At 61.6% G+C, this 22338-nt stretch carries 22 protein-coding genes; 8 read left to right on the top strand and 14 right to left on the bottom strand.

Annotated elements, in window-relative coordinates; translation table 11 throughout:
* Positions 1–14: 14 nt before the first annotated feature.
* The 5 genes from HX803_RS22400 to HX803_RS22380 all read right to left on the bottom strand — a co-directional run bounded on the left by HX803_RS22400 (position 15) and on the right by HX803_RS22380 (position 5105).
* Positions 15–1460 carry a SulP family inorganic anion transporter gene (locus HX803_RS22400; RefSeq protein WP_178923599.1) on the bottom strand — a complete coding sequence of 482 codons (1446 nt, stop codon included), beginning with the start codon at positions 1458–1460 and terminating at the stop codon, positions 15–17.
* Between the two features lie 193 nt (positions 1461–1653).
* Positions 1654–2547, bottom strand: coding sequence for an NAD-dependent epimerase/dehydratase family protein (locus HX803_RS22395; RefSeq protein ID WP_178923597.1), 894 nt, complete (start codon positions 2545–2547; stop codon positions 1654–1656).
* A 158-nt stretch (positions 2548–2705) separates the two neighbouring features.
* Positions 2706–3602 carry a LysR family transcriptional regulator gene (locus HX803_RS22390; protein ID WP_178923595.1) on the bottom strand — a complete coding sequence of 299 codons (897 nt, stop codon included), beginning with the start codon at positions 3600–3602 and terminating at the stop codon, positions 2706–2708.
* Between the two features lie 30 nt (positions 3603–3632).
* Positions 3633–4223: an NAD(P)H-dependent oxidoreductase gene (locus tag HX803_RS22385; protein ID WP_178923593.1), complete on the bottom strand. Its 591-nt coding sequence runs from the start codon at positions 4221–4223 to the stop codon at positions 3633–3635.
* Between the two features lie 117 nt (positions 4224–4340).
* Positions 4341–5105: a sulfite exporter TauE/SafE family protein gene (locus HX803_RS22380; protein ID WP_178923591.1), complete on the bottom strand. Its 765-nt coding sequence runs from the start codon at positions 5103–5105 to the stop codon at positions 4341–4343.
* A gap of 184 nt (positions 5106–5289) precedes the next feature.
* Between HX803_RS22380 and HX803_RS22375 the strand changes: the two genes are divergently transcribed.
* Positions 5290–6180, top strand: a complete 891-nt coding sequence (locus tag HX803_RS22375; protein ID WP_178923589.1) for a LysR substrate-binding domain-containing protein — start codon at positions 5290–5292, stop codon at positions 6178–6180.
* Here the strand turns inward: HX803_RS22375 and HX803_RS22370 are convergent.
* Positions 6126–7532, bottom strand: a complete 1407-nt coding sequence (locus tag HX803_RS22370) for an amino acid permease (RefSeq protein ID WP_178923587.1) — start codon at positions 7530–7532, stop codon at positions 6126–6128. The genes HX803_RS22375 and HX803_RS22370 overlap by 55 nt on opposite strands.
* A 111-nt stretch (positions 7533–7643) precedes the next feature.
* Positions 7644–8894, bottom strand: coding sequence for a kynureninase (gene kynU / locus HX803_RS22365; protein WP_178923585.1), 1251 nt, complete (start codon positions 8892–8894; stop codon positions 7644–7646).
* Positions 8895–9037: 143 nt separating this feature from the next.
* Here kynU and HX803_RS22360 point away from each other — a divergent pair, with 143 nt between their 5' ends.
* Positions 9038–9511, top strand: coding sequence for an Lrp/AsnC family transcriptional regulator (locus tag HX803_RS22360; protein ID WP_016974903.1), 474 nt, complete (start codon positions 9038–9040; stop codon positions 9509–9511).
* 130 nt (positions 9512–9641) lie between these two features.
* Here the strand turns inward: HX803_RS22360 and catA are convergent, their stop codons facing one another.
* The 3 genes from catA to HX803_RS22345 are packed head-to-tail and all read right to left on the bottom strand — an operon-like array spanning position 9642 to position 12043.
* Entirely contained in the window at positions 9642–10571 is a 930-nt protein-coding gene (gene catA / locus HX803_RS22355; RefSeq protein ID WP_178923583.1) for a catechol 1,2-dioxygenase, read from the bottom strand.
* A 41-nt stretch (positions 10572–10612) separates the two neighbouring features.
* A complete protein-coding gene (catC, locus tag HX803_RS22350) occupies positions 10613–10903 on the bottom strand; it encodes a muconolactone Delta-isomerase (RefSeq protein WP_178923581.1) in 291 nt (96 codons plus the stop codon).
* A gap of 12 nt (positions 10904–10915) precedes the next feature.
* Complete coding sequence (locus HX803_RS22345) at positions 10916–12043, bottom strand: muconate/chloromuconate family cycloisomerase (RefSeq protein WP_178923579.1); 1128 nt, start codon at positions 12041–12043, stop codon at positions 10916–10918.
* Positions 12044–12157: 114 nt separating this feature from the next.
* On the opposite strand from HX803_RS22345, the gene HX803_RS22340 reads away from it, so the two are divergent.
* Positions 12158–13033 (top strand): LysR family transcriptional regulator, encoded by an 876-nt coding sequence (locus HX803_RS22340; RefSeq protein WP_178923577.1) that lies wholly within the window; start codon positions 12158–12160, stop codon positions 13031–13033.
* A 133-nt stretch (positions 13034–13166) separates the two neighbouring features.
* On the opposite strand, the gene HX803_RS22335 is transcribed toward HX803_RS22340, so the two are convergent.
* On the bottom strand, positions 13167–14159 hold the full coding sequence (locus HX803_RS22335; protein ID WP_178923575.1) for a helix-turn-helix domain-containing protein: 993 nt from the start codon (positions 14157–14159) through the stop codon (positions 13167–13169).
* Positions 14160–14486: 327 nt separating this feature from the next.
* Here HX803_RS22335 and antA point away from each other — a divergent pair, with 327 nt between their 5' ends.
* The 4 genes from antA (at position 14487) to HX803_RS22315 (ending at position 18965) form a co-directional block, all read left to right on the top strand.
* On the top strand, positions 14487–15878 hold the full coding sequence (gene antA / locus HX803_RS22330) for an anthranilate 1,2-dioxygenase large subunit (RefSeq protein ID WP_178923573.1): 1392 nt from the start codon (positions 14487–14489) through the stop codon (positions 15876–15878).
* On the top strand, positions 15878–16369 hold the full coding sequence (antB, locus tag HX803_RS22325; RefSeq protein ID WP_178923571.1) for an anthranilate 1,2-dioxygenase small subunit: 492 nt from the start codon (positions 15878–15880) through the stop codon (positions 16367–16369). Before antA ends, antB begins: the two co-directional genes overlap by 1 nt.
* Positions 16370–16487: 118 nt before the next feature.
* Positions 16488–17495: an anthranilate 1,2-dioxygenase electron transfer component AntC gene (antC, locus tag HX803_RS22320; protein ID WP_178923562.1), complete on the top strand. Its 1008-nt coding sequence runs from the start codon at positions 16488–16490 to the stop codon at positions 17493–17495.
* 69 nt (positions 17496–17564) lie between these two features.
* Positions 17565–18965 (top strand): amino acid permease, encoded by a 1401-nt coding sequence (locus tag HX803_RS22315; protein ID WP_178923560.1) that lies wholly within the window; start codon positions 17565–17567, stop codon positions 18963–18965.
* Between the two features lie 145 nt (positions 18966–19110).
* On the opposite strand, the gene kynA is transcribed toward HX803_RS22315, so the two are convergent.
* Both kynA and kynB read right to left on the bottom strand, forming a co-directional pair.
* On the bottom strand, positions 19111–19968 hold the full coding sequence (kynA, locus tag HX803_RS22310; RefSeq protein WP_178923558.1) for a tryptophan 2,3-dioxygenase: 858 nt from the start codon (positions 19966–19968) through the stop codon (positions 19111–19113).
* The gene (kynB, locus tag HX803_RS22305) at positions 19965–20615 is read right to left on the bottom strand and encodes an arylformamidase (RefSeq protein ID WP_178923556.1); all 651 of its coding nucleotides are present in this window, start codon (positions 20613–20615) and stop codon (positions 19965–19967) included. The genes kynA and kynB overlap by 4 nt, the downstream gene beginning before the upstream one ends.
* 375 nt (positions 20616–20990) lie before the next feature.
* Between kynB and HX803_RS22300 the strand changes: the two genes are divergently transcribed.
* Positions 20991–21335 (top strand): cupin domain-containing protein, encoded by a 345-nt coding sequence (locus HX803_RS22300; RefSeq protein WP_049711538.1) that lies wholly within the window; start codon positions 20991–20993, stop codon positions 21333–21335.
* Between the two features lie 108 nt (positions 21336–21443).
* On the opposite strand, the gene mmsB is transcribed toward HX803_RS22300, so the two are convergent.
* Positions 21444–22331 carry a 3-hydroxyisobutyrate dehydrogenase gene (gene mmsB / locus HX803_RS22295; RefSeq protein ID WP_178923554.1) on the bottom strand — a complete coding sequence of 296 codons (888 nt, stop codon included), beginning with the start codon at positions 22329–22331 and terminating at the stop codon, positions 21444–21446.
* Between the last annotated feature and the right edge of the window lie 7 nt (positions 22332–22338).

Below are 22338 nucleotides of genomic sequence, written 5' to 3'. Positions count from 1 at the left end.
CGGCTCCTACAGGTTCAGTCGTGGTGGACCTTGGCGCGCTTGAGCAGCTTCTTGCACCGCTCGGACAGGTGCAGCACCCGCAGGTGCTTGCCGGCCTTGGTGTAGCGTTCGCGCAGGGTCATCAGCGCAGCAATCGCTGAATAGTCGACAAAGCTCAGGTGGCGGCAGTCCAGCGTCACCTGGGCCGGGTCGTTGGCCGGGTCGAAGCGGTTCAAAAACGGCGTGGTCGAGGCGAAGAACAACGTGCCGTGCACGCGGTACAACTTGCTGCCATCGGCTTCCAAGTGCTCATCGGCATACAGCTCCCGCGCCTGTTGCCAGGCAAAGTTCAGCGCCGCAATCACGATCCCGCACAGCACTGCCGTGGCCAGGTCGGTGAACACCGTGATCACGGTCACCGCCAGAATCACCAGCACGTCGTTGAGCGGCACCTTGTTGATCACCCGCAAGGACGCCCAGGCGAACGTCTGCTGGGACACCACAAACATCACCCCCACCAGCGCCGCCAGCGGAATCCGCTCGATGAACGGCGACAGAAACAGAATGAACAGCAAGATCATCACCCCGGCGAACACCCCGGAGAAACGCCCGCGCCCACCGGAGCTGAGGTTGATCACGGTTTGCCCGATCATTGCGCAACCGCCCATGCCGCCAAACACACCCGAGACCATATTCGCCGCGCCCAAGGCCACGCTTTCGCGGTCGGGGTAGCCACGGGTCTCGGTGATTTCGTCAGTGAGGTTGAGGGTGAGCAGGGTTTCCAGCAGGCCGACCATGGCCATCAGGAACGCGTAGGGCGCGATGATGGCGAGGGTTTCCAGGGTCCAGGGAACCTGCGGCAGCGCGAAGGTCGGTAGGCCACCGGCGATGTGGGCCATGTCGCCCAGGGTGCGCGTGGGCAAACCGAGCAGGTACACCGCCAGGCCTACGCCGAGGATCGCCACCAAGGCCGGCGGCACGGCGCGGGTGATACGTGGCAACAGGTACACGATGGCCATGGTCACCAGCACCAAACCGATCATCACGTACAGCGGCGTGCCGTTGAGCCAGTGCTCACCGCTCTTGAAGTGCTCCAGTTGCGCCAACGCGATGATGATCGCCAGGCCGTTGACGAAGCCCAGCATCACCGGGTGCGGCACCATGCGCACCAGCTTGCCCAGGCGCAGCAGGCCGAAGGCGATCATGATCAACCCGCCCAGCAGCACCGTGGCCAGCAGATATTCCACACCGTGCTGCACCACCAGCGCGACGATCACCACCGCCATCGACCCGGCTGCGCCCGAGACCATGCCCGGCCGGCCACCGAACAGCGCCGTGAGGGTGCAGATGATAAAGGCGCCGTAGAGCCCCATCAGCGGGTTGAGATGAGCCACCAGGGCAAAGGCGATGCATTCGGGCAGCAGCGCGAACGACGTGGTGAGGCCGGCCAGGGCATCGGCGCGCAGACGGGAGAGGGTCATGAGGTACCAGGGTAATGCGGGGATAAGGCGGGGGATGGTACGGAATTGAAGGGGTTGCGGCTAGCCTCGAAAACCGCGCCGCCTCCTTCGCGAGCAAGCCCGCTCCCACACTGACTGCATTTCAAAGCTGAAACTCGGTCAATTGTGGGAGCGGGCTTGCTCGCGAAGGCAGCACCGCGGTGCTAAGCGAACGTCACACCATCTCGTGGCGAATCCACTCCACCACCGACGTACGCTTCGGCGCCCAGCCCAGCAGCTCGCGCGCATGCTTGCCGCGCACGCGGCTGTTGGAGCCCAGGCCATAGTTGGCCATTTCATAGCCCCACTCGGCTTCGGCGTCGGCCAATGGCCAATCCTGTGGTTCACCCAGGTTCAGGGCTTGAGCGATGGCGGTGGTCATGTCGATAAACGACGCCTCACTGCTTTCCACAAAGTAGAACGTGCCCGGCACATTCTTGGTCAGCGCCAGCAGGTACAAGGCCACCACGTCTTCAATGTGCACGTTGGACCAGATGTTCTGCCCAGTGCCCACGTGGCGCACCACACCGCTCTTGCGGGCTTGCTTGAGCAAGCGCGGCAATTGCACGCTGTCACGTTTCACGCCCAGGCTGTGGCCGTAGATCAAGGTGTTGCAGATGACTGCCGAGTTGACGCCTTCTTTGGCCGCGGCCAGGATCAGGTTGTCGATGGCCACGCGAGCGGCTTTATCCACCGTCGGCTCGGGCAAGTTGTCTTCGAAGTAGATAACGTCGCTGGATTTACCGCCAGACGCGTCACCGACGATGCTCGAACCGCTGGTGTGCAAGAAGGGTTTGTTCGAACCTTTCAGCGCAGCTAGCAAGGTTTCAACGGCGGCGCGGTGGTCGCTGCTGGCGGCGTTGATCACGGCGTCGGCCTTCTGCGCCTGTTCGGTCAATACCGGAGCGTCATCAAGCGTGCCGATGATCGGTTTGATGCCCAGGGCGGTCATTTCTGCCGCTTGTTCGGCACTGCGCACCAGGCCGGTGACGCTGTGGCCGGCCTTGACCAGGCCGGTGGCGATGGAACCACCGATAAAACCTGCGGCACCGGTTACGAATACGTTCATGGAGTGATCTCCTGACTGGGTAAGTGATGGGTGTAGGAGTTGTCGAGCGCAAGCGAGGCTGCGATGGGTGCGACTCGATGTATGCCCAGATGATGAAGGGACGACGGCTGTCGAATAAGCCCGTCCCGCCCAATTCACTCTTGCGCGAAGATCACGAATCAGCAGGCATACCGCGCCAGCTTGGCCTGGATAAAGTCCAGGAAACACTGGATACGCAACGCCAACTGCGAGTTGCGGTAGAACACCGCGTGGATCGGCTGGCGATACCCGCTGTTGAAGTTCTCCAGCACCGGCACCAGGCGCCCGGCCTCGATGTCGTCGATGGTCATGAAGTTCGACAGGCAACAAATGCCCTGCCCCTCCAAAGCCAAATGCCGCACGGTTTCACCACTGGACGCGGCCACACTGGGCTGGATCAGCCAGCGGTCGCCCTCCACATGACGCAGCGGCCAGTGGTTGAGGGTTTCGGTCTGGGTGAAGCCGAGCAAGGTGTGCTCCGCCAATTCGGCCACCGTCTGCGGGGTGCCGTGCCGCTTGAGGTAGTCGGGGCTGGCGAGGATATGCAGCGGCGTGCAACCGAGGGAGCGCGCGTGCAGGGTGGAGTCGGCCAGCACACCGATGCGAATGGCGATGTCGGTGCTCTGTTCCAGCAGGTCGATGATCAAGTCATCGCTGTTGAGCTCCAGCTGAATGTCCGGGTACAGGCTGCGGAATTCGGCGATGTACGGCACGATCCCATGCAGCATGAACGGCACGGCGGCGTTGATCCGCAGCCGCCCGGCCGGCTTTTTCTGGCGCGACGACAGGCGCTCTTCCAACTCATCCATCTGCGCCAGGATCACCTTGGCCTGCTCGAAGAAGTACTTGCCCTCCTCGGTCAGGTCCATGCGCCGCGTGGTGCGGTTGATCAGCGTGGTGTCGAGCTTGGCTTCCAGGCGCGACAAGGTGCGGCTGACCGCCGACGGCGTCTGCCCGACCTGCTCCGCCGCCGCGGAAATCGAGCCGCACTCAATCACGCTGACAAAGATCTGTAGCTCATCGGATCGGGCTTTCACGGGCAGTCCTCTTTTTCGGTTGCTGGCAGCTTACACCGAGAAATTGAACACCTGCGCCAGATGCCGCTCGTAGCGCGCCACGTCAGCCTCGATCGCCGGGCGCTTCATCACGTCCACACAGAGGAAGGTCGGCAGGCCGGTCATGCCAAGGAACTCATTGGCTTTGTGGAACGGGAAGTACACCGCGTCCACGCCCTTGGCTTCGAAGAAGTCGGTAGGGTCGTCGAAGGCTTGCTGCGGCGCGTTCCAGGTCAGCGACAGCATGTACTGCTTGCCCTGGATCAGCCCGCCGCTGCCGTACTTCTGCGACGAGTCAGAGCGCGTGCGGCCGTCGCTGGCGTAGAGGCTGCCGTGGCCTTCAGTGAAGACTTCGTCGATGTACTTCTTGACGATCCACGGCGCGCCCATCCACCAGCCGGGCATCTGGTAGATGATCACGTCGGCCCAAAGGTATTTGGCGACTTCTTCGGCCACGTCGTAGCCTGCGTCGATGTGGGTGACCTTGACGTCGATGCCGGCACGGTCCAATACCGCCACGGCGGCGTCATGCAGGGTGGTGTTATAGCGGCCGTCGGAGTGCGCAAATTGCTTGCCGCCGTTGAGCAGGAGGACTTTTTTCATGGGGGATTCCAAAGGGTTAGAAATGTCTGCCGGCAGGCTATCGACATTGCCCCCTCGGAATAAGCAGCGGCGCGGCAAAATACATTTGATCAAAATGCACGAATAAGGCGTTGATCTTTAACCGCTGATCAGCAGATGGGCGCCCAACAATGCCATGCCGACGAAAAACACGCGCTTGAACAACACCGCGCTGATGCGCTGGCGTACCGCCTGGCCCAGCCACATGCCCAGCAGCGCCGGCACCAGCGCCAGCAGCGACGCATTGATCTCGCCGCCTCCCAGCGAACCGCGCCAGGCTAGGCCGGCGGCGAGCGCCAGGGTCGACACGGTGAACGACAGCCCCAGCGCCTGCACCAGTTGATCACGGTTCAAGCCCAAGGCCTGCAGGTACGGCACCGCAGGAATCACAAACACGCCGGTGGCCGAGGTGATGATGCCGGTGATCACGCCGCACACCGGGCCCAGCCAGCGCTCGGCCTCAGGCTTGACCTTGAAAGTGGGCAGGAACAGCCCGCTCAGCGCATACACCAGCAACGCGCCGCCCAACGCATGCACCACCCAGCCACCGCCATCCATGCCCAGCCACAGCGTACCGAGCCCGGTGCCGAGGAAAATCAGCAGCAGCATCGGCCACAGGCGTTTGAGCAAGGCACTCAAATGACCGCCGAACGCCAGTTGCCACAGGTTGGTGACCGTCGACGGAATGATCAGCAGCGCCGCAGCCTGCGCCGGCAGCATAGCCAGGCCGAGCAGGCCCATGGCCACGGTGGGCAGGCCAAGGCCGATCACACCCTTGACGGTACCGGCCAGCAGGAAAGTGCCGATCACCAACAGGGTCAGGGCTGGGCCAATGTCTTGGTAGAACGCTAGGAAGGTATTCATGGAGGGATTGTGAGGGATTTCGGCCTGATCGGAAATTCGCCATATACTGAGGCAGCCTCTTGTTTTGCATGAGGCTGAGGCCGCCTTCGCGAGCAAGCCCGCTCCCACATGTTGAAATGCATTCCAAATGTGGGAGCGGGCTTGCTCGCGAAGGGGCCAGTCCTGTCAACCGAGAAACCCAGCCATGCACTTTGACCTGATCGACCTGCGCCTCTACCTGCACATCCTCGACACCGGCAACATCACCGCCGGCGCAGCCCGCAGCCATCTGTCCCTGGCCGCCGCCAGCGCACGCATCCGCGCGATGGAAGCCTCACTGGGCATCGAGTTTCTGGAGCGCAACCGCCGCGGTGTCACGCCCACCCCCGCAGGCAAAGCCCTGGCCCGTCACGCTCGCCTGTTGCTGCAACAAGCCGAACACCTGCAACAGGACCTGGCGGAATACGCCAATGGCATCAAAGGCCAGGTGCGCTTGCTGTGCAACACCACGGCCCTTAGCGAACACCTGCCGGAACTGCTCGCCGACTTTTTGCGCCAGCACCCCAACCTCGATATCGACCTGCAGGAGCTGCCGAGCCTACGCATCACCCAGGCCCTGCGCCAGGGCACGGCAGACCTGGGGATCATTTCCGACGCGGTAGACACCCACGGCCTGCAAACCCTGCCCTTTCGCGACGACCCACTGGTGCTGATCACGCCGCTGGATCATCCGTTCACCGGTGGAAGTTTTATCGACAGCCTGCAACACGACTTCGTCGGCCTGGCCGCCAACAGCGCATTGACCGTGTACCTGGAAGAACAGGCGCTGCACGCAGGGTTCCGCCTGCAAACGCGCATCCGCGCCGAGGGGTTTGAGGGGGTGATGCGCATGGTCGCAGGCGGTGCCGGCCTGGGGATTGTCCCCCAGGCGGCACTGGAGCGCTGGCCGTCGGCGCCGCGTTTCAATACCCAGCCTTTGCAGGAAGACTGGGCCTGCCGGAAATTGCTGCTCGCGGCGCGTGCGTTCGAACAGCTGCCCGGTTACGCCAAGGCCTTGTTCGACGCTTTGGCCCTGCCCTTGCGGAAGAACCCGTAATACACCACCGACAGGATCAGCAGGAAGGGCACGCCAAACACCAGGGTCATCTTGAACGCGTCAGTGAAGTAGGTGGTGATCATCACCGCGCCCATCAGCACCAGGCCCAGCAGCGTGCTGTAGGGAAACAGGCGCAGCTGGAACGACAGCGTCGGCCCGCCATGGCGCTTGCGGTAACGGCGGAAGAAGAAGTGGGTGAGGAAGATCATGAACCAAGTGAAGATCGCGCCAAACATGGAAATAGCCATCATCAGCGTGAATGAGCTTTCCGGGTACACCACGTTGAGCAACGTCGCCAGGGCAATCCCCGAGCTGGACAGCAACAGCGCGTTCAGTGGGATGCCGCTCTTGCTCAAGGCGCCCATGGCCTTGGGCGCAAACCCGGCGCGGGACAAGCTAAACATCATGCGCGTGGTGATGTAGAGCTGGCTGTTCATGGCCGACAACGCCGCGATCAGGATCACGAAATTCATCACCCCGGTGGCGCCGGGAATGCCGATGGTCTGCATCACCGTGACGAACGGGCTCTGGGTCTGCCCGGCCTGGTTCCACGGCACGATGGCGAGCATCAACGCCAGGGTCAGCAGGTAAAACACCACCAGGCGCACGATGGTGGCGCGGAAGGCCTTCTTCACCGCCTGCTCCGGGTCGGCGGCTTCACCGGCGGCCACGGCGATCATCTCCACGCTCAGGTAGCTGAAGATCGACACAATCACCGCGATCCACATGCCACTCAGGCCATGGGGGAAAAAGCCGTCGTGGGCCGTGTAGTTCTGCACGCCGTACTCCGGGTTGCCCGAGCCGAACACCACGTAGACGGCGAGGATGATGAAGCCGACGATGGCGCTGATCTTGATCGTGGAAAACCAGTATTCGAAATTGCCGAAGGTCTTCACGCTGATTGCATTGAGCAGGATCAGCACGCTGGAAAACGACACGATCCACACCCATTCCGGCACATTGGCGAACCAGTACTTCATGTACATCGCCACCGCCGTGACCTCGGCGCCCACGGCCAGCACAATCGCCGCCCAATAGGCGTAACGCACCAGGAACCCGGCCAGCGGGCTGATGTAGAACTCGGCGTAGGCACCAAACGAGCCCGAGGTGGAATGGGCCACCGTCATCTCCGCCAGACAACCCATCAACAGCAAGGTGATCAACGCACCGATGGCGTAGCTCACCAGTACGCTGGGCCCGGCGTAACCAATGGCATAGGCGCTGCCCATGAACAGCCCGGTGCCGATGGCGCCACCGATGGCGATCATGCTCATCTGGCCGGAAGTGAGCTGGCGCCTCAGGCCCAGTTCGCGGTGGGTGATCTCTGCAAAGCCGTTGTCTGGCGTGGTCACGTGGTGTGCCCCTTTATTATTGTGATTGCACTGTTTTAGGCGGTTGTCACAGATCCACTGTGGGAGCTGGCTTTGTGTGGGAGCGGGCTCCACATTTTGATCTGCGTTGTGTCAGGTGACGCTGTTGCGCACTTTGAATTGCGGCTGGTCCCAGGTGCGGTTGTCGAGGATCTCGCCAAGGATTTCCACGGCATCGAACACCTCGGTGAAGCTTGTGTACAACGGCGTAAACCCGAACCGCATGATGCGCGGCTCACGGTAATCACCGATCACGCCACGGGCAATCAGCGCCTGGATCACCGCGTAGCCTTCAGGGTGTTCAAAGCTCACGTGACTGCCGCGCTTGGCGTGCTCACGCGGGGTGATCAGCACCAGGCCATGGGCAGCGCAACGCGCTTCGACCAATGCGATGAACAGGTCGGTCAATGCCAGGGATTTGCTGCGCAGGCTGGCCATGTCGGTCTGGGCAAAAATCTCCAGGCCGCATTCCACCATGGCCAGCGACGTGATCGGCTGCGTGCCGCACAGGTAACGGGCGATGCCCGCACTCGGCGCGTAGTTGGACTCCATGGCGAACTGGCGGGTATGCCCGAACCAGCCCGACAGCGGCTGGCGCACCACGTCCACCAGGGCCGGGTTGACCCACACGAACGCCTGGGAGCCGGGGCCGCCATTCAGGTATTTGTAGGTGCAGCCAATCGCGTAGTCCGCACCGGCCGTGTGCAAGTCGAGGGGCACCGCGCCCGCCGAATGCGCCAGGTCCCAGATGCTCAGCGCGCCGCACTCGTGGCTCAAGGCCGTGACCGCTTGCATGTCGTACATGTAGCCGGTCTTGTAGTTGACGTGGGTGAGCATCACCACCGCCACATCGTTGTCGATGGCTTGGGGCAGTTCGTCCGGGCTGTTGACCAGCCGCAAGGAATAACCCTGTTGCAGCAACTCGGTGAGGCCTTCGGCGATGTACAGGTCAGTGGGGAAGTTGCTGGCTTCGCTGACGATCACCTTGCGCGCCGGTGTGCGTTGGCGCTGCACCGTGAGGGCGGCACTGAGTACCTTGAACAGGTTGATCGAAGTGGTATCGGTGATCACCACTTCGCCGTCTCGTGCACCGATCAGCGGGGCCAGGCGGTTGCCCAGGCGTTGCGACAAGTCGGCCCAGCCAGCGCTGTTCCAACTGCGGATCAAGCCATTGCCCCACTCCTCGGCGATCACCGCTTGCGCCCGTTCCAGCGCGGCCACCGGGCGGGCGCCGAGGGAGTTGCCGTCGAGGTAGATCACGCCGTCAGGCAGCGCGAACTGACGCCGCAAGGGCGCCAGCGGATCCTGGTCATCCAGGGCTAGGCAGTGGCTTCGAGTGGTCATGGGTTGTCCTGTTTTTATAAGTGAAGATGGACAAAATATTGAACGAAGCTTTACAAAATTTTCGTGCAAAGTAACGGCTAAAAGGCTAATTAAGCTGTAGGAAATTCGAATTTAACCCCTAAACACGCGGATTTATTCTAACCATGATTCTCGACGCCACCGACCTGCGCCTCCTGCATTTCCTGCAACAGGATGGCCGTATCAGCAACCAGGAGCTGGCGGAAAAAGTCGCGCTGTCGCCGTCCGCCTGCCTGCGCCGTTTGCGCCTGCTGGAGAGCGAAGGAATCATCAGCGGCTATCGCGCAGTGCTCAACGCCGAGCAATTGGGCATCGAGCTGGAGGCCATCGTGCACCTGTCGTTGCGCCAGGATGTGGAGGATTGGCACGAGACGTTCATCAAGAAGGTGCAGGGCTGGCCCGAGGTGGCCAGCGCCTACGTGATCACCGGCGCCAGCAACTATGTGCTGCGGGTGCAGGCGAGGAACCTGAAGCACTTTTCGGACTTTATCGTGAACCACCTGAACCGCACGGCGGGGGTGATGGATATCCGTTCAGAGATTGTGCTGCAGAAGATCAAGGATCGGGATGAAGTGCTGGATTTGGTTATCCGCAAATAACCAGCAACACCACAAAAAAACCTATGAAAACTGGAACCTGTGGGAGCTGGCTTGCCGGCGATAGCTATGTAACATTCACCACCGCTATCGCAGGCAAGCCAGCTCCCACATTTTGAAACGTGTTCGCTGTTTAGTCTTCGAGGGCGCGCACGCGCTGCATGCGTTTTTGCTCGACCGGTGCCGCCGAGGCCTGCAACTCGAAGTCAAATTCGATCTGCGCAAACCGCCCTTCCACACCAAACTCCCGCGCCAGTTGCTGATCGTCACTGAAGCGGATTTCAGCAATCAATTCTTCCCGCGTCGCATAGGCAAAATCATCATGCAGGTACGGGTCATCCGACAGGTTGATCTGCGTGGTCAGGTGCCGATGCCCGGGCGCCGAGATGAAGAAGTGAATATGCGCCGGCCGCTGCCCATGACGCCCCAGTTGATCGAGCAACTGCTGGGTCGGGCCGGTCGGTGGGCAGCCGTAGCCTGACGGCACGATGCTGCGAAAACGGTAGTTGCCCTGGGCATCGGTTTCGATGCGCCGACGCAGGTTGAATTCCGACTGCGTCGGGTCGAACCAGGAGTAAGTGCCACCCGTGTTGGCCTGCCACACATCCACAATGGCCCCGGCCAATGGCTTGCCATGCGTGTCGCGTACTTGCCCGCGCATGAACAGCGGCACGGCCGCGTCAGTGCCGTCGTCCAGGCGTGCCTCGTATGTCGACAAAGGCGCCCCAGCCACATACAACGGGCCTTCGATGGTGCGCGGTGTACCGCCGAATTTGCCGGCTTCTTCGTCGGCGGCGTCCATCAGCAAATCCAGGTAATGCTCCAGGCCCAGGCCGGCCGCAAGCAAACCGGCTTCCTGATGCTTGCCCAGTTCGTTGAGGTAGTTGACCGCCTTCCAGAACTCTTCCGGGGTCACTTCCAGGTCTTCGATGATGTTCACGGTATCACGCAGGATCCGATAGATCAGCGCCTTGGTACGCGGGTTGCCACCGTCGTTGAGGTTGCCGCTGGCTTCTTCGAGAAACTGTTGGGCATGGGCAGTCTGGGACAGTCGGATGGACATGGTGCATTCCTCATCTTGTAGTTATTCGTGTGGAAAACGGCCTAGCGGTCGTCCTCATGGATCGACGAAGGGTGACGACACAGGGCGTTCACTTCGATGGCCATGTAGGGGAACAGCGGCAGCTGCATCAGCAGATCGTGCAAGTCCTGCACGCTGTCGACATCGAACACGCTGTAGTTGGCGTAGTGCCCGGCGATGCGCCACAGGTGGCGCCATTTGCCTTCTTGTTGCAGGCGCTGGGCCAAGGCTTTTTCTTCGGCCTTGAGGCCAGCAGCGCGCTCGGGACTCATGTCGAGGGGCAGGTTCACGGTCATTTTTACGTGGAACAACATGGCAGGCGCCTCTTAGTGTTTGTCACGACGGAAGAACGCCAGGCGCTCTTCATCGATGGCCAGGCCCAGGCCCGGGGCGGTGGAAACATGCAGCTGGAAATCGCGGTAAACCGGTGGTTCGACGAGGATGTCTTCGGTGAGCAGCAGCGGGCCGAACAGCTCGGTGTCCCACGCCAGTTTGTTCAGCGTGAGGAAGGCGTGGGCCGAGGCCAGCGTGCCGATACCGCCTTCGAGCATGGTGCCGCCGTACAGGCCAATGCCCGCCGCTTCAGCAATCGCCGCGGTGCGCAACACGGCGCGGGGCCCGCCGTTCTTGGCAATCTTGAGGGCGAACACCGAGGCCGCACCTTCGCGGGCCAGGTTGAAGGCATCCTCGACACACTCAATGGACTCATCGGCCATGATCGGCGCCGGGCTCGACAGGTTGAGCCGGGCCATGCCGCTGCGGTTATTGCGCGAGATCGGTTGTTCGATCAGGTCAATGCCGTTGTCGCCGAGCACCTTGCACGCGCGCAACGCAACGGCTTCATCCCAGGCCTGGTTGACGTCGACCCGCACGCTGGCGCGATCACCCAGGGCTTTTTTGATGGCAATGACGTGAGCCAGGTCGTGGGCGACTTCACCGGCGCCAATCTTCAATTTGAAAATGCGGTGACGGCGCAGGTCGAGCATCTTTTCGGCTTCGGCAATGTCCTTGTCCGTGTGGCCGCTGGCCAGAGTCCAGGCCACCGGCAAGGCATCACGCACGCGACCGCCGAGCAGTTCGCTGACCGGCAAGTTCAGCCGTTTGCCCAAGGCATCGAGCAAGGCGCTTTCGATCCCGGACTTGGCAAAGGTGTTGCCACGGATGCTGCGCTCCAGACGCAACATGGCCGCGTTGATATTGCTGGCGTCCTGACCGATCAGCAGCGGGGCGAAGTGGCGGTCGATGTTGATCTTGATGCTGTCAGGGCTTTCGTCGCCGTAGCTCAGGCCGCCGATGGTGGTGGCTTCGCCGATGCCTTCAATGCCGTCGGCGCAACGCAGACGGATGATCACCAGCGTCTGGTTTTGCATCGTGTGCATCGCCAGCTTGTGCGGGCGAATAGTGGGAAGGTCGACGATGATCGTCTCGATCGACTCGATGGCGCAAATCGGCATGGCTATACCCGTTGGGTTCTTTTTAGGTTTGAGCCGATTCTGTGCCGTATCTTTACAGGCTTCCAATATAGAATGGGTCTCGAGCAATACCCTCAAGGTATGAAAGGAGCCATCATGGAGCTGCGTCATCTGCGCTATTTCCAGGTGCTGGGTGAAACCCTCAACTTCACCCGCGCCGCCGAACGCCTGCACATTGCCCAGCCGCCGTTGAGCCGGCAGATCCAGCAATTGGAGGACGAATTGGGGGTGATCCTGCTGGAACGCGGCCGACCGCTGCGGCTGACCGAAGCCGGACGGTTTTTCTACGAACATGCCAATGTGCTGCTCGAACAATTGAGCAAGGTCTGCGACAACACACGGCGCATTGGCCAGGGCGAGAAGACCTGGCTGGGCATCGGCTTTGCCCCGTCGACCCTGTACGGCGTGCTGCCGGAACTGATCCGTCGCCTGCGCACCCATGAGGCGTTGGAGCTGGAGTTGGGGCTGTCGGAAATGACCACCTTGCAGCAGGTCGAAGCGCTCAAGGCTGGAAGGATTGATGTGGGGTTCGGGCGCATTCGCATCGACGACCCGGCCATCGTCCAGCGCGTGCTGGTGGAAGATCGACTGGTGGCCGTGCTGCCCGCCGGCCACCCGTTGCTGGAGGCGCCGGCCACCCTCGCCCAATTGGCCGCCGAACCGATTGTGCTCTACCCCGGCAACCCACGGCCCAGCTACGCCGACCATGTGATCGCGCTGTTCGACGCCCACGGTTTGAGCCTCAAGGTGGCGCAGTGGACCAACGAATTGCAGACCGCCATCGGGCTGGTGGGCGCGGGGATGGGCGTGACGCTGGTGCCGGCGTCGGTGCAGGTGCTGCACCGTGCAGACATCGGCTACACGCCGATTGTGGAGGCCACGGCGACCTCGCCGATCATTCTCAGCCGACGGGTGAATGACCAGTCGCCGGGGCTCAATCATTGCCTGCAACTGGTGGAAGAATTGATCTGATTCCTCCCAAACACCACATCTCCACTGTGGGAGCGGGCTTGCTCGCGAATGCGGTCTGCCAGTCGCCGGATGTATTGGCTGACACACTGCTTTCGCGAGCAAGCCCGCTCCCACATTTGGATCCTCATTGAGGTCAGCTACTGCGCAGGCGTTTGCGCTGCAGGGTTTGGCTGGGGGATTCATCGAACAACTTGCGGTACTCCGCAGAGAACCGCCCCAGGTGCGTAAACCCCCACCCCAGGGCAATTTCGGAGATGGTGCGCGTGGAGCCTTGTTCAAGGATCTCCTGACGCACTGCGCCCAACCGATGCTTCTTGAGGTACGCCATGGGCGACAGCGCGAAGTACTTGCGAAACGCATCGAACAGCTTGAAGCGCGTCACCCCGGAAACAGCTTCCAGGTCTTCCAGACACACCGCCTCACGAGCGTTGTCGTGCAGGTACTGGCGCGCCCGAATCAGGTAGTGCGGCAGTTTCACACCGAGTACGTCGCGCAGTTCTTCGGAGTAGTTGTTCGGCTGCGCCAGGATCAGCCCCTTGATCAATGAGCTTTCCAGGTCTCGGGTAAACGCCGCCTGTTCATATAACTCGCTGCTGCGCTCCAGCTCTGCAATGAAGTAACGCGCCATGCGCCACCACGACGCCGATGCGCCGTCCACCGCATCCATCACCGACTCGAACCGCAGCGGTGATTCGATCGGCCGTTGCAACAAACCTTCCAGCGTTTCGCTCATCGCCGCGCGGGTGATCACCACCTGCAACTTGCGACAGTCGCCAGAGATCGCCAGCACCTGGTGCTCGTTGGGCGAGAGGATCACGCCTTGGTCGCGGTTGGAACTCAGGCACTCACCGTTCTTGCTCAGTTCCTGCTCACCCACCAGCGGCAGGCTCAGGCTGTAGCTGCTGAAGTGTTCGGCGTCTTCGATGTCGATGGTCACGTCGGTGCCGTACTCGATCACGCCCAGGGTGGTGGCGCGGGACTTGAATACGTTGGCACTGTGGTGAAAACGCAGGCGCTCAGGCGTGGACGTCGCCAGCCTGTGCGGCCCACAGATGCCGGACATCCAGCTGCAGGCGCCTTCCAGGTCAAAGCGTTGAATATGGATTTCGCGTGTATGGCTACTCATCAAGGTGCACCCACGGCGGTTAGGCTTTTTGCGCGCTCTGGCGGCGCGTCGTTATTGTTCGACAGCAAGTTATGCGCCACACGCGCCCCATGGCCACTGAGTGGATAGGAACAGTCGACTATGTGGATAAGTCGCCGGTTCGCGCGCCCCTTGCCCTGCAAGACAGTAGCGCATCCCGTCACCGCTCTGCACCGGGTTGGGTATTTGCTGCCCAATTTTGCGGCCCAACTTTCCGGCGCAGGTTCGCCCATTTAGCGGATAGCCCGCGCGCTGCCCCGCCCCCTCTAATGAGCCACCGATTAGCCCTGATCAAAAAAGGTGCCTCCCATGAGTGGTGCAAGAAGCGTCGAGCAGTGGAAAACGTTTATCGAAGGCTGCCTGGATTTTCGCCCGGTGGATGAAGTGTTCCGCATCGCCCGGGACATGTTCACCGAGCCGGAATTGTTCGACCTGGAGATGGAACTGATCTTCGAAAAGAACTGGATCTACGCCTGCCATGAAAGCGAACTGGCCAACCCCCACGACTTCGTGACAATGCGCGCCGGGCGCCAGCCGATGATCATCACCCGCGATGGCGAAGGCCGGCTCAATGCGCTGATCAACGCCTGCCAGCATCGCGGCACCACCCTGACGCGGGTCGGCAAGGGCAACCAATCGACCTTCACCTGCCCGTTCCACGCCTGGTGCTACAAGAGCGACGGCCGGTTGGTGAAGGTCAAGGCACCGGGGGAATACCCAGAGGGCTTCGACAAAGCCACACGCGGCCTGAAAAAGGCACGCATCGACAGCTACAAGGGCTTTGTCTTCATCAGCCTGGACGTGAATGGCAGCGACAGCCTGGAAGACTTCCTCGGTGATGCCAAAGTGTTCTTCGACATGATGGTCGCGCAGTCCGCCACCGGCGAACTGGAAGTACTGCCGGGCAAGTCCGCCTACACCTATGACGGTAACTGGAAGCTGCAAAACGAGAACGGCCTGGACGGTTATCACGTCAGCACCGTGCACTACAACTACGTGGCCACGGTGCAGCATCGCCAGCAGGTGAACACCGAAAACGGCACCGGCTCGGGCAGCACCCTAGACTACAGCAAGCTCGGCGCCGGTGACGCAAACACTGACGACGGCTGGTTCGCCTTCAACAACGGCCACAGCCTGTTGTTCAGCGACATGCCCAACCCGAGCGTGCGCTCCGGCTACGCCACCATCATGCCGCGCCTGGTGGAAGAACACGGCCAGCAGAAGGCCGAGTGGATGATGCACCGCCTGCGCAACCTGAACATCTATCCGAGCCTGTTCTTCCTTGATCAGATCAGTTCGCAACTGCGCATCATCCGCCCGGTGGCATGGAACAAGACCGAGATCATCAGCCAGTGCCTGGGGGTGAAGAACGAATCCGACGCCGACCGTGAAAACCGTATCCGCCAGTTCGAGGACTTCTTCAACGTCTCGGGCATGGGCACGCCGGATGACCTGGTGGAGTTCCGCGAAGCCCAGCGCGGTTTCCAGGGGCGCCTGGAGCGCTGGAGCGATATCTCGCGTGGCAGTCATCGCTGGGAAACCGGGCCGACACCCAACAGCGAAGCCATCGGCATTCAACCGGCCATGACCGGCACCGAATTCACCCATGAAGGCCTGTATGTGAACCAGCACCGCAACTGGCAGCAATTCCTGCTCGATGGCCTGGACAAGCAAGCGCTGACCCTGCGGGAGGTGGAGTGATGAATGCCCCATTGCAGTACCGAATCGAGCAGTTCTTCTACCGCAAGGCCGAGCTGTGCGATGCCCAGGATTGGGACGCCTATGTGCAGCTGTTCGACCCGCAGAGTGAATTCCACCTGCCGCAGTGGGACTCGGAGCACGTCTACACCCGCGACCCCAAGCGTGAGATGTCGTTGATCTATTACGCCAACCGCTCCGGCCTGGAAGACCGTGTGTTCCGACTGCGCACCGGCAAAGCCGCGTCGGCCACGCCGATGCCGCGCACCTTGCACCTGATCAACAACGTGCGCATTGCCGAGCAGGGGGATGGAACGCTGGAGGTGAAATTGAACTGGCACACGCTGTTCTATCGCCTGGCCACCTCGGAGCAGTTCTACGGGCATGCCACGTACCGCCTCAAGCCCCACGGCGACAGTTGGTTGATCACCCGCAAGCATGCGCTGCTGCTCAACGACACCATCAACTCGGTGCTCGATTTCTATCACCTCTGACAACGGACTGTAGAGAGCGGGCTTGCCCCGCGCGGCGGTGTGTCAGATACGGCTTGTGTGTCTGATTGACCGCGGCGCGGGGCAAGCCCGCTCACTACAAGTTCTGTGAGCCAATAAGATGAATCACAAAGTGGCGTTCAGTTTTGCCGATGGCAAGACGCTGTTTTTCCCGGTGGCCGCTAATGAAATCCTGCTGGATGCGGCGCTGCGCAATGGCATCAAGATCCCGCTGGATTGCCGCGAGGGCGTGTGCGGCACCTGCCAGGGGCGCTGCGAGAGCGGCGATTACACCCAGGATTATGTCGACGAAGAAGCCCTGTCCAGCCTCGACCTGCAACAGCGCAAGATGCTCAGTTGCCAGACGCGGGTGAAGTCTGACGCGACGTTCTATTTCGACTTCGACTCAAGCCTGTGCAATGCGCCGGGGCCGGTGCAGGTACGGGGCAGCGTGAGCGCGGTGGAGCAGGTGTCGGCCAGCACGGCGATCCTGCAGGTGCAGTTGGAACAGGCCCTGGATTTTCTGCCGGGCCAATATGCGCGCCTGTCGGTGCCAGGCACGAACAGCTGGCGGTCATACTCCTTCGCCAACCTGCCGGGTAATCAGCTGCAGTTCCTGGTGCGCCTGCTGCCCGACGGGGTGATGAGCAACTACCTGCGCGAACGCTGCCAGGTGGGCGATGAGCTGGTGATGGAAGCCCCGCTGGGCGCGTTTTACCTGCGCCACGTGACCAAGCCGCTGGTGCTGGTGGCCGGCGGCACCGGGCTGTCGGCCTTGCTGGGCATGCTCGACGAACTGGCTGCCAACGGCTGCGACCACCCCGTTCATCTGTATTACGGCGTGCGCGGGGCCGAAGACTTGTGCGAAGCGCCGCGCATCCAGGCCTATGCTTCGAAAATTCCGGGCTTTCGCTACACCGAAGTGCTCAGCGCGCCCGCCGAAGACTGGCCCGGCAAGCGCGGCTACCTCACCGAGCATTTCGACTTGGCCGAATGGCGGGACAGTTCGGCAGATATGTACCTGTGCGGCCCCCCTCCAATGGTCGAATCCGTCCAACAATGGCTGGCGGATCAGGCACTTGATGGCGTTCAGCTGTATTACGAAAAGTTTACGCAGAGTAATATCTGACCCTCAGTACTTCTGAGGGGCAGCTGCGCGTGCACTTACCCTAAGAAAAACAAGTAGAAGGGAATGTTAATGGCGGATGACATGGTTAACCCGGTAGGCCTCAAGCGTGGCCTGAAGAACCGGCATATTCAGCTGATCGCCTTGGGAGGGGCGATTGGTACGGGGTTGTTCCTCGGCTCGGCCGGGGTACTCAAGTCGGCGGGGCCGTCGATGATCCTGGGCTACGCGATTGCCGGCTTCATCGCGTTCCTGATCATGCGCCAGCTCGGCGAGATGATCGTCGAAGAGCCGGTGGCCGGTTCCTTCAGCCACTTCGCCCACAAATACTGGGGCGGCTACGCGGGCTTCCTGGCGGGCTGGAACTACTGGGTGCTCTACGTACTGGTGGGCATGGCCGAACTGACGGCGGTGGGCAAGTACATCCAGTTCTGGTGGCCGGAGATCCCGACCTGGGTCAGTGCACTGGTGTTCTTTGTGGCCGTGAACCTGATCAACACCCTGAACGTGAAGTTCTTCGGTGAAGCGGAGTTCTGGTTCGCGATCATCAAGGTGGTGGCGATTGTCGGCATGATCGTGCTCGGCTGCTACCTGCTGTTCAGCGGCACCGGTGGCCCGCAAGCGACCGTCAGCAACCTGTGGAGCCACGGCGGGTTCTTCCCCAATGGCGGCATGGGGCTGTTGATGTCCATGGCGTTCATCATGTTCTCGTTCGGCGGCCTGGAGCTGGTGGGCATCACCGCCGCCGAGGCCAGCGAGCCGCGCAAGGTGATCCCGAAAGCGATCAACCAGGTGGTCTACCGGATCCTGATTTTCTACGTCGGCGCCCTGACCGTGCTGCTGTCGCTGTACCCATGGGACCAACTGCTGCAAACCCTCGGCGCGTCGGGCGATGCCTACAGCGGCAGCCCGTTCGTGCAGATCTTCTCGCTGATCGGCAACGACACCGCTGCCCACATCCTCAACTTCGTGGTGCTGACTGCGGCGCTGTCGGTGTACAACAGCGGCGTGTACTGCAACAGCCGCATGCTGTTCGGCCTGGCCGAGCAAGGCGATGCTCCGAAATCGTTGATGAAGCTGAACAAGCAAGGCGTGCCGATTCGCGCCCTGGCGATTTCGGCACTGGTGACGATGCTGTGCGTGGTGGTCAACTACGTGGCACCGAAGAGCGCGCTGGAGTTACTGTTCGCGCTGGTGGTTGCCTCGCTGATGATCAACTGGGCGCTGATCAGCATCACCCACATCAAGTTCCGCAAAGCCATGGGCCAGCAAGGCGTGACGCCGTCGTTCAAGACCTTCTGGTTCCCGTTCAGCAACTACCTGTGCCTGGCGTTCATGGTGATGATCATCAGCGTGATGCTGGCGATTCCGGGAATCAGCGAGTCGGTGTATGCGATGCCGGTGTGGGTGGGGATTATCTATGTGGCCTACCGGTTGCGGGTCAGAAACACGAAAGCAGCCGTGGCGCAGTAACCCCTGTGGGAGCGGGCTTGCTCGCGAATGCAGTGTGTCAGTCACTAGATGTGCTGGCTGAACCACCGCTTTCGCGAGCAAGCCCGCTCCCACAGTTTTGAATGCATTCCAAATGAAAAGGCCCCGGTAATCCGGGGCCTTTTATTTAGAGCGTGGAGCGTACTCGCCACAGCTCTGGGAACAACACGGTGTCGAGCATCTTGCGCAAATACCCCACGCCCTCGGTGCCGCCGGTTCCCGGCTGGAAACCAATAATCCGTTCCACCGTCGTCACATGGCGGAAACGCCACTGGCGGAACGAATCCTCCAGATCGATAAACTTCTCCGCCAACTGGTACAAATCCCAATAGCGGCTCGGGTCGCGGTACACCTCGCGCCACGCCGCCTCCACGGACTCATCATGTACCGTCGGCGCCGTCGGGTCGCGTTCGGCGCGTGTCGGGTCAATCGGCAGGCCGGCCTTGGCCATCAGGTTGATCGCCTCGTCATACAGCGACGGTGTGGCAATCGCCACTTTCAACTCGTTCAACAGCTCCGGCCGGTGGGCGTGGGGCCGCAACAGCGCCGCGCTCTTGTTGCCGAGGATGAATTCGATCTCGCGGTACTGGAACGATTGGAACCCCGACGACTGCCCGAGGAACGGGCGGATCGCCTTGTACTCCGACGGCGTCATGGTCGCCAGCACTGCCCAGGCGTGCACCAGTTGGTCGAAGATCCGCGACACCCGCGCCAGCATCTTGAACGCCGGCGGTAACTCGCCCAGGCGTACATGTTCGCGAGCGGCCTTGAGTTCGTGGAGCATGAGTTTCATCCACAGCTCAGAGGTCTGGTGCTGGATGATGAAGAGCATTTCGTTGTGGTCCGGCGACAGCGGGTGCTGGGCGCTGAGGACTTTGCCCAGGTCCAGGTAATCGCCGTAGCTCATGGACTCGGAAAAATTCAGTTCGGCGTTATGCCATTCTTCCGGGGGTTGGTAGTCGGAAGAGAAAGGACATTGGCTCATCGCGTGGGCTCCTTGAGCGGGCGGAGAATGGCGCGGACTGGGCTGGCGTCGAGGTTGGCAAACCGCAGCGGCAGCGCGATCAGTTCATAGTCGCCCTCCGGTACGTCGTCGAGCACGATGCCTTCGAGAATCGCCATGCCATGGCGCGCCACGGCGTTGTGCGAATCCATGGTCTTGGACTGCTGCGGGTCAAGCGACGGGGTGTCGATGCCGATCAAACGCACGCCCAGGCTGGCAAGCAGCTCGATGGTTTGCGGGGCGATGGCGGTGAAGCCCGAATCCCACTCAGTCAGCGGCGCTTGTGGATAAGTGCGCAGCAGCACGCGCTCCGGCAAGTTATCCACACGCCCTTCCAACTGATGCGGCTGCACCAGGGCGCCGCTGTCCAGGCAATGCAGCACGCGGCACGGGCCCATGTACACGTCCAGCGACACCTCGCCAATCGGCGCGCCGTCAGCGCTGTAATGCAGCGGTGCGTCCACGTGGGCGCCGGTGTGCGGCGACAAGGTGATGCGCCCCACATTCACCGGGCACTCCGGGCCAAACTGCCATACGCGCTCTTCCTGAAACGGCGTATCTCCCGGCCAGGTCGGGGTCGCCGTACTCAAGGGAGGGCTGATATCCCACCACGTTTTTATTGGGTTCATCTGAAGGCTCTCGGCGGTTACTGGGGTGAATGATACGAGGGCCTGTTGCGAATTTTCTTGCGAAATCTGGCGTGGATCGGGAAATTTTTCGCACTTACTGCGAAGAAATGGCGGATTTACGAACAAGTCTATCGTCCAGATGCGCCACCACTCCCTGTGGGAGCCGGGCTTGCCCGCGATGACGATGGCACTGCTTGCATCTTCATAGCCTGACACTCCGCTATCGCGGGCAAGCCCGGCTCCCACAAGGGTTCGCGGTGGTTTCCGGACCATCGCACCGCTGCGCTTCTGGGCATCCCGATGTCGAGTTCAGACCACTGCCGCCGCGCCCAAGGCCTTAGGGTGGCTCTTTCCATTCCCTGCCCTGGAGACATCATGTCCACGCCCATCACCGTACTGCGCGACACCCACCCCTTGCCGGTCCTGGATGCCTGCAAATGGGAAAAACTCGAAGGCGACCCGCACACCGTCAACCTCAACGCCTACACCAGCGAAGACGGCAGCAAGATCATGGGCACCTGGATCTGCACCCCGGGCAAGTGGTACGTGGACTACGTGAAGTGGGAATACTGCCACTTCCAGGAAGGTTACTGCATCATCACCCCAGAAGGCCTGGAGCCGATTCACCTGCGGGCTGGGGATATCTTCGTGGTGGAGCCGGGGATGAAGGGGACGTGGGAAGTGGTCGAGACGGTGCGTAAGTATTTTGTGTTTGCCTAAACAACACCTTGTGGCGAGGGAGCTTGCTCCCGCTGGAGTGCGCAGCGCTCCCAGGCTTTTTGGGTCTGCTTCGCAGCCCAGCGGGAGCAAGCTCCCTCGCCACAGTGTTTATTTGGGCTTGCGATAGCTGTTGATGATCGCCGAGAAGTCCTTGCCCCCTTCCCCACGCTGGCTCATCGATTGATACAACTGCTGGGCCACGGCGCCGAGAATCACCGGTTGCTTGGCCTGACGTGCAGCTTCGGTGGCCAGGCCCAGGTCCTTGAGCATCAGGTCGGCGCCAAACCCACCGGTGTACCCCCGCGACGACGGCGCGGTTTCAATCACGCCCGGCCATGGGTTGTAGGTGTCTGAACTCCAGCAGCGCCCGGTCGAGCTGTTGATGATCCCCGCCAGCACTTGCGTGTCGATGCCCAGCGCATCGCCCAACGCCATGGCTTCGCTGACGCCGACCATGCTGATCCCCAACAGCAGGTTGTTGCAGATCTTGGCGATTTGCCCGGTGCCCACGTCGCCGCAGTGCACGATGTTGCGGCCCATCTGCGCCAGCACCGGTTGCAGGGTGGCGAACAGTTCCGCGGTGGCGCCGACCATGAAGGTCAACGTCCCAGCGGCAGCGCCGCCGGTGCCGCCGGAGACCGGGGCGTCGGCCACGGCCACACCTTGCTTGGCCGCCACATTCGCGACGTCGCGGATGGTCTGTGGGTCGATGGTGCTGCAATCCACCGCCGGTACGCCTTGGCCGATGCCGGCGAGCACGCCGTCTTCATTCAGCCACACGCTGCGCACATGGGCGGCGGCAGGCAGCATGGTGATCACCAGTTCAGCGCCGGTGGCCGCATCACGCGGCGAATCGCTGATGGTGCCGCCCAGTTCGGCCAACTCCTTGAGCACCGCCTGATTCAAGTCGAACAGGTTCAGTGCGTGGCCGGCCTTGATCAGGTTGCGGGCCATGGGCGCGCCCATGTTGCCCAAGCCGATAAATGCAATCTTCATGGTCGTC

The sequence above is a fragment of the Pseudomonas sp. P7548 genome (assembly GCF_013386585.1).
Classification (GTDB): domain Bacteria; phylum Pseudomonadota; class Gammaproteobacteria; order Pseudomonadales; family Pseudomonadaceae; genus Aquipseudomonas.
Note: the sequence above shows the minus strand (reverse complement) of the source record. Positions and strands in the feature narration are given on the sequence as shown.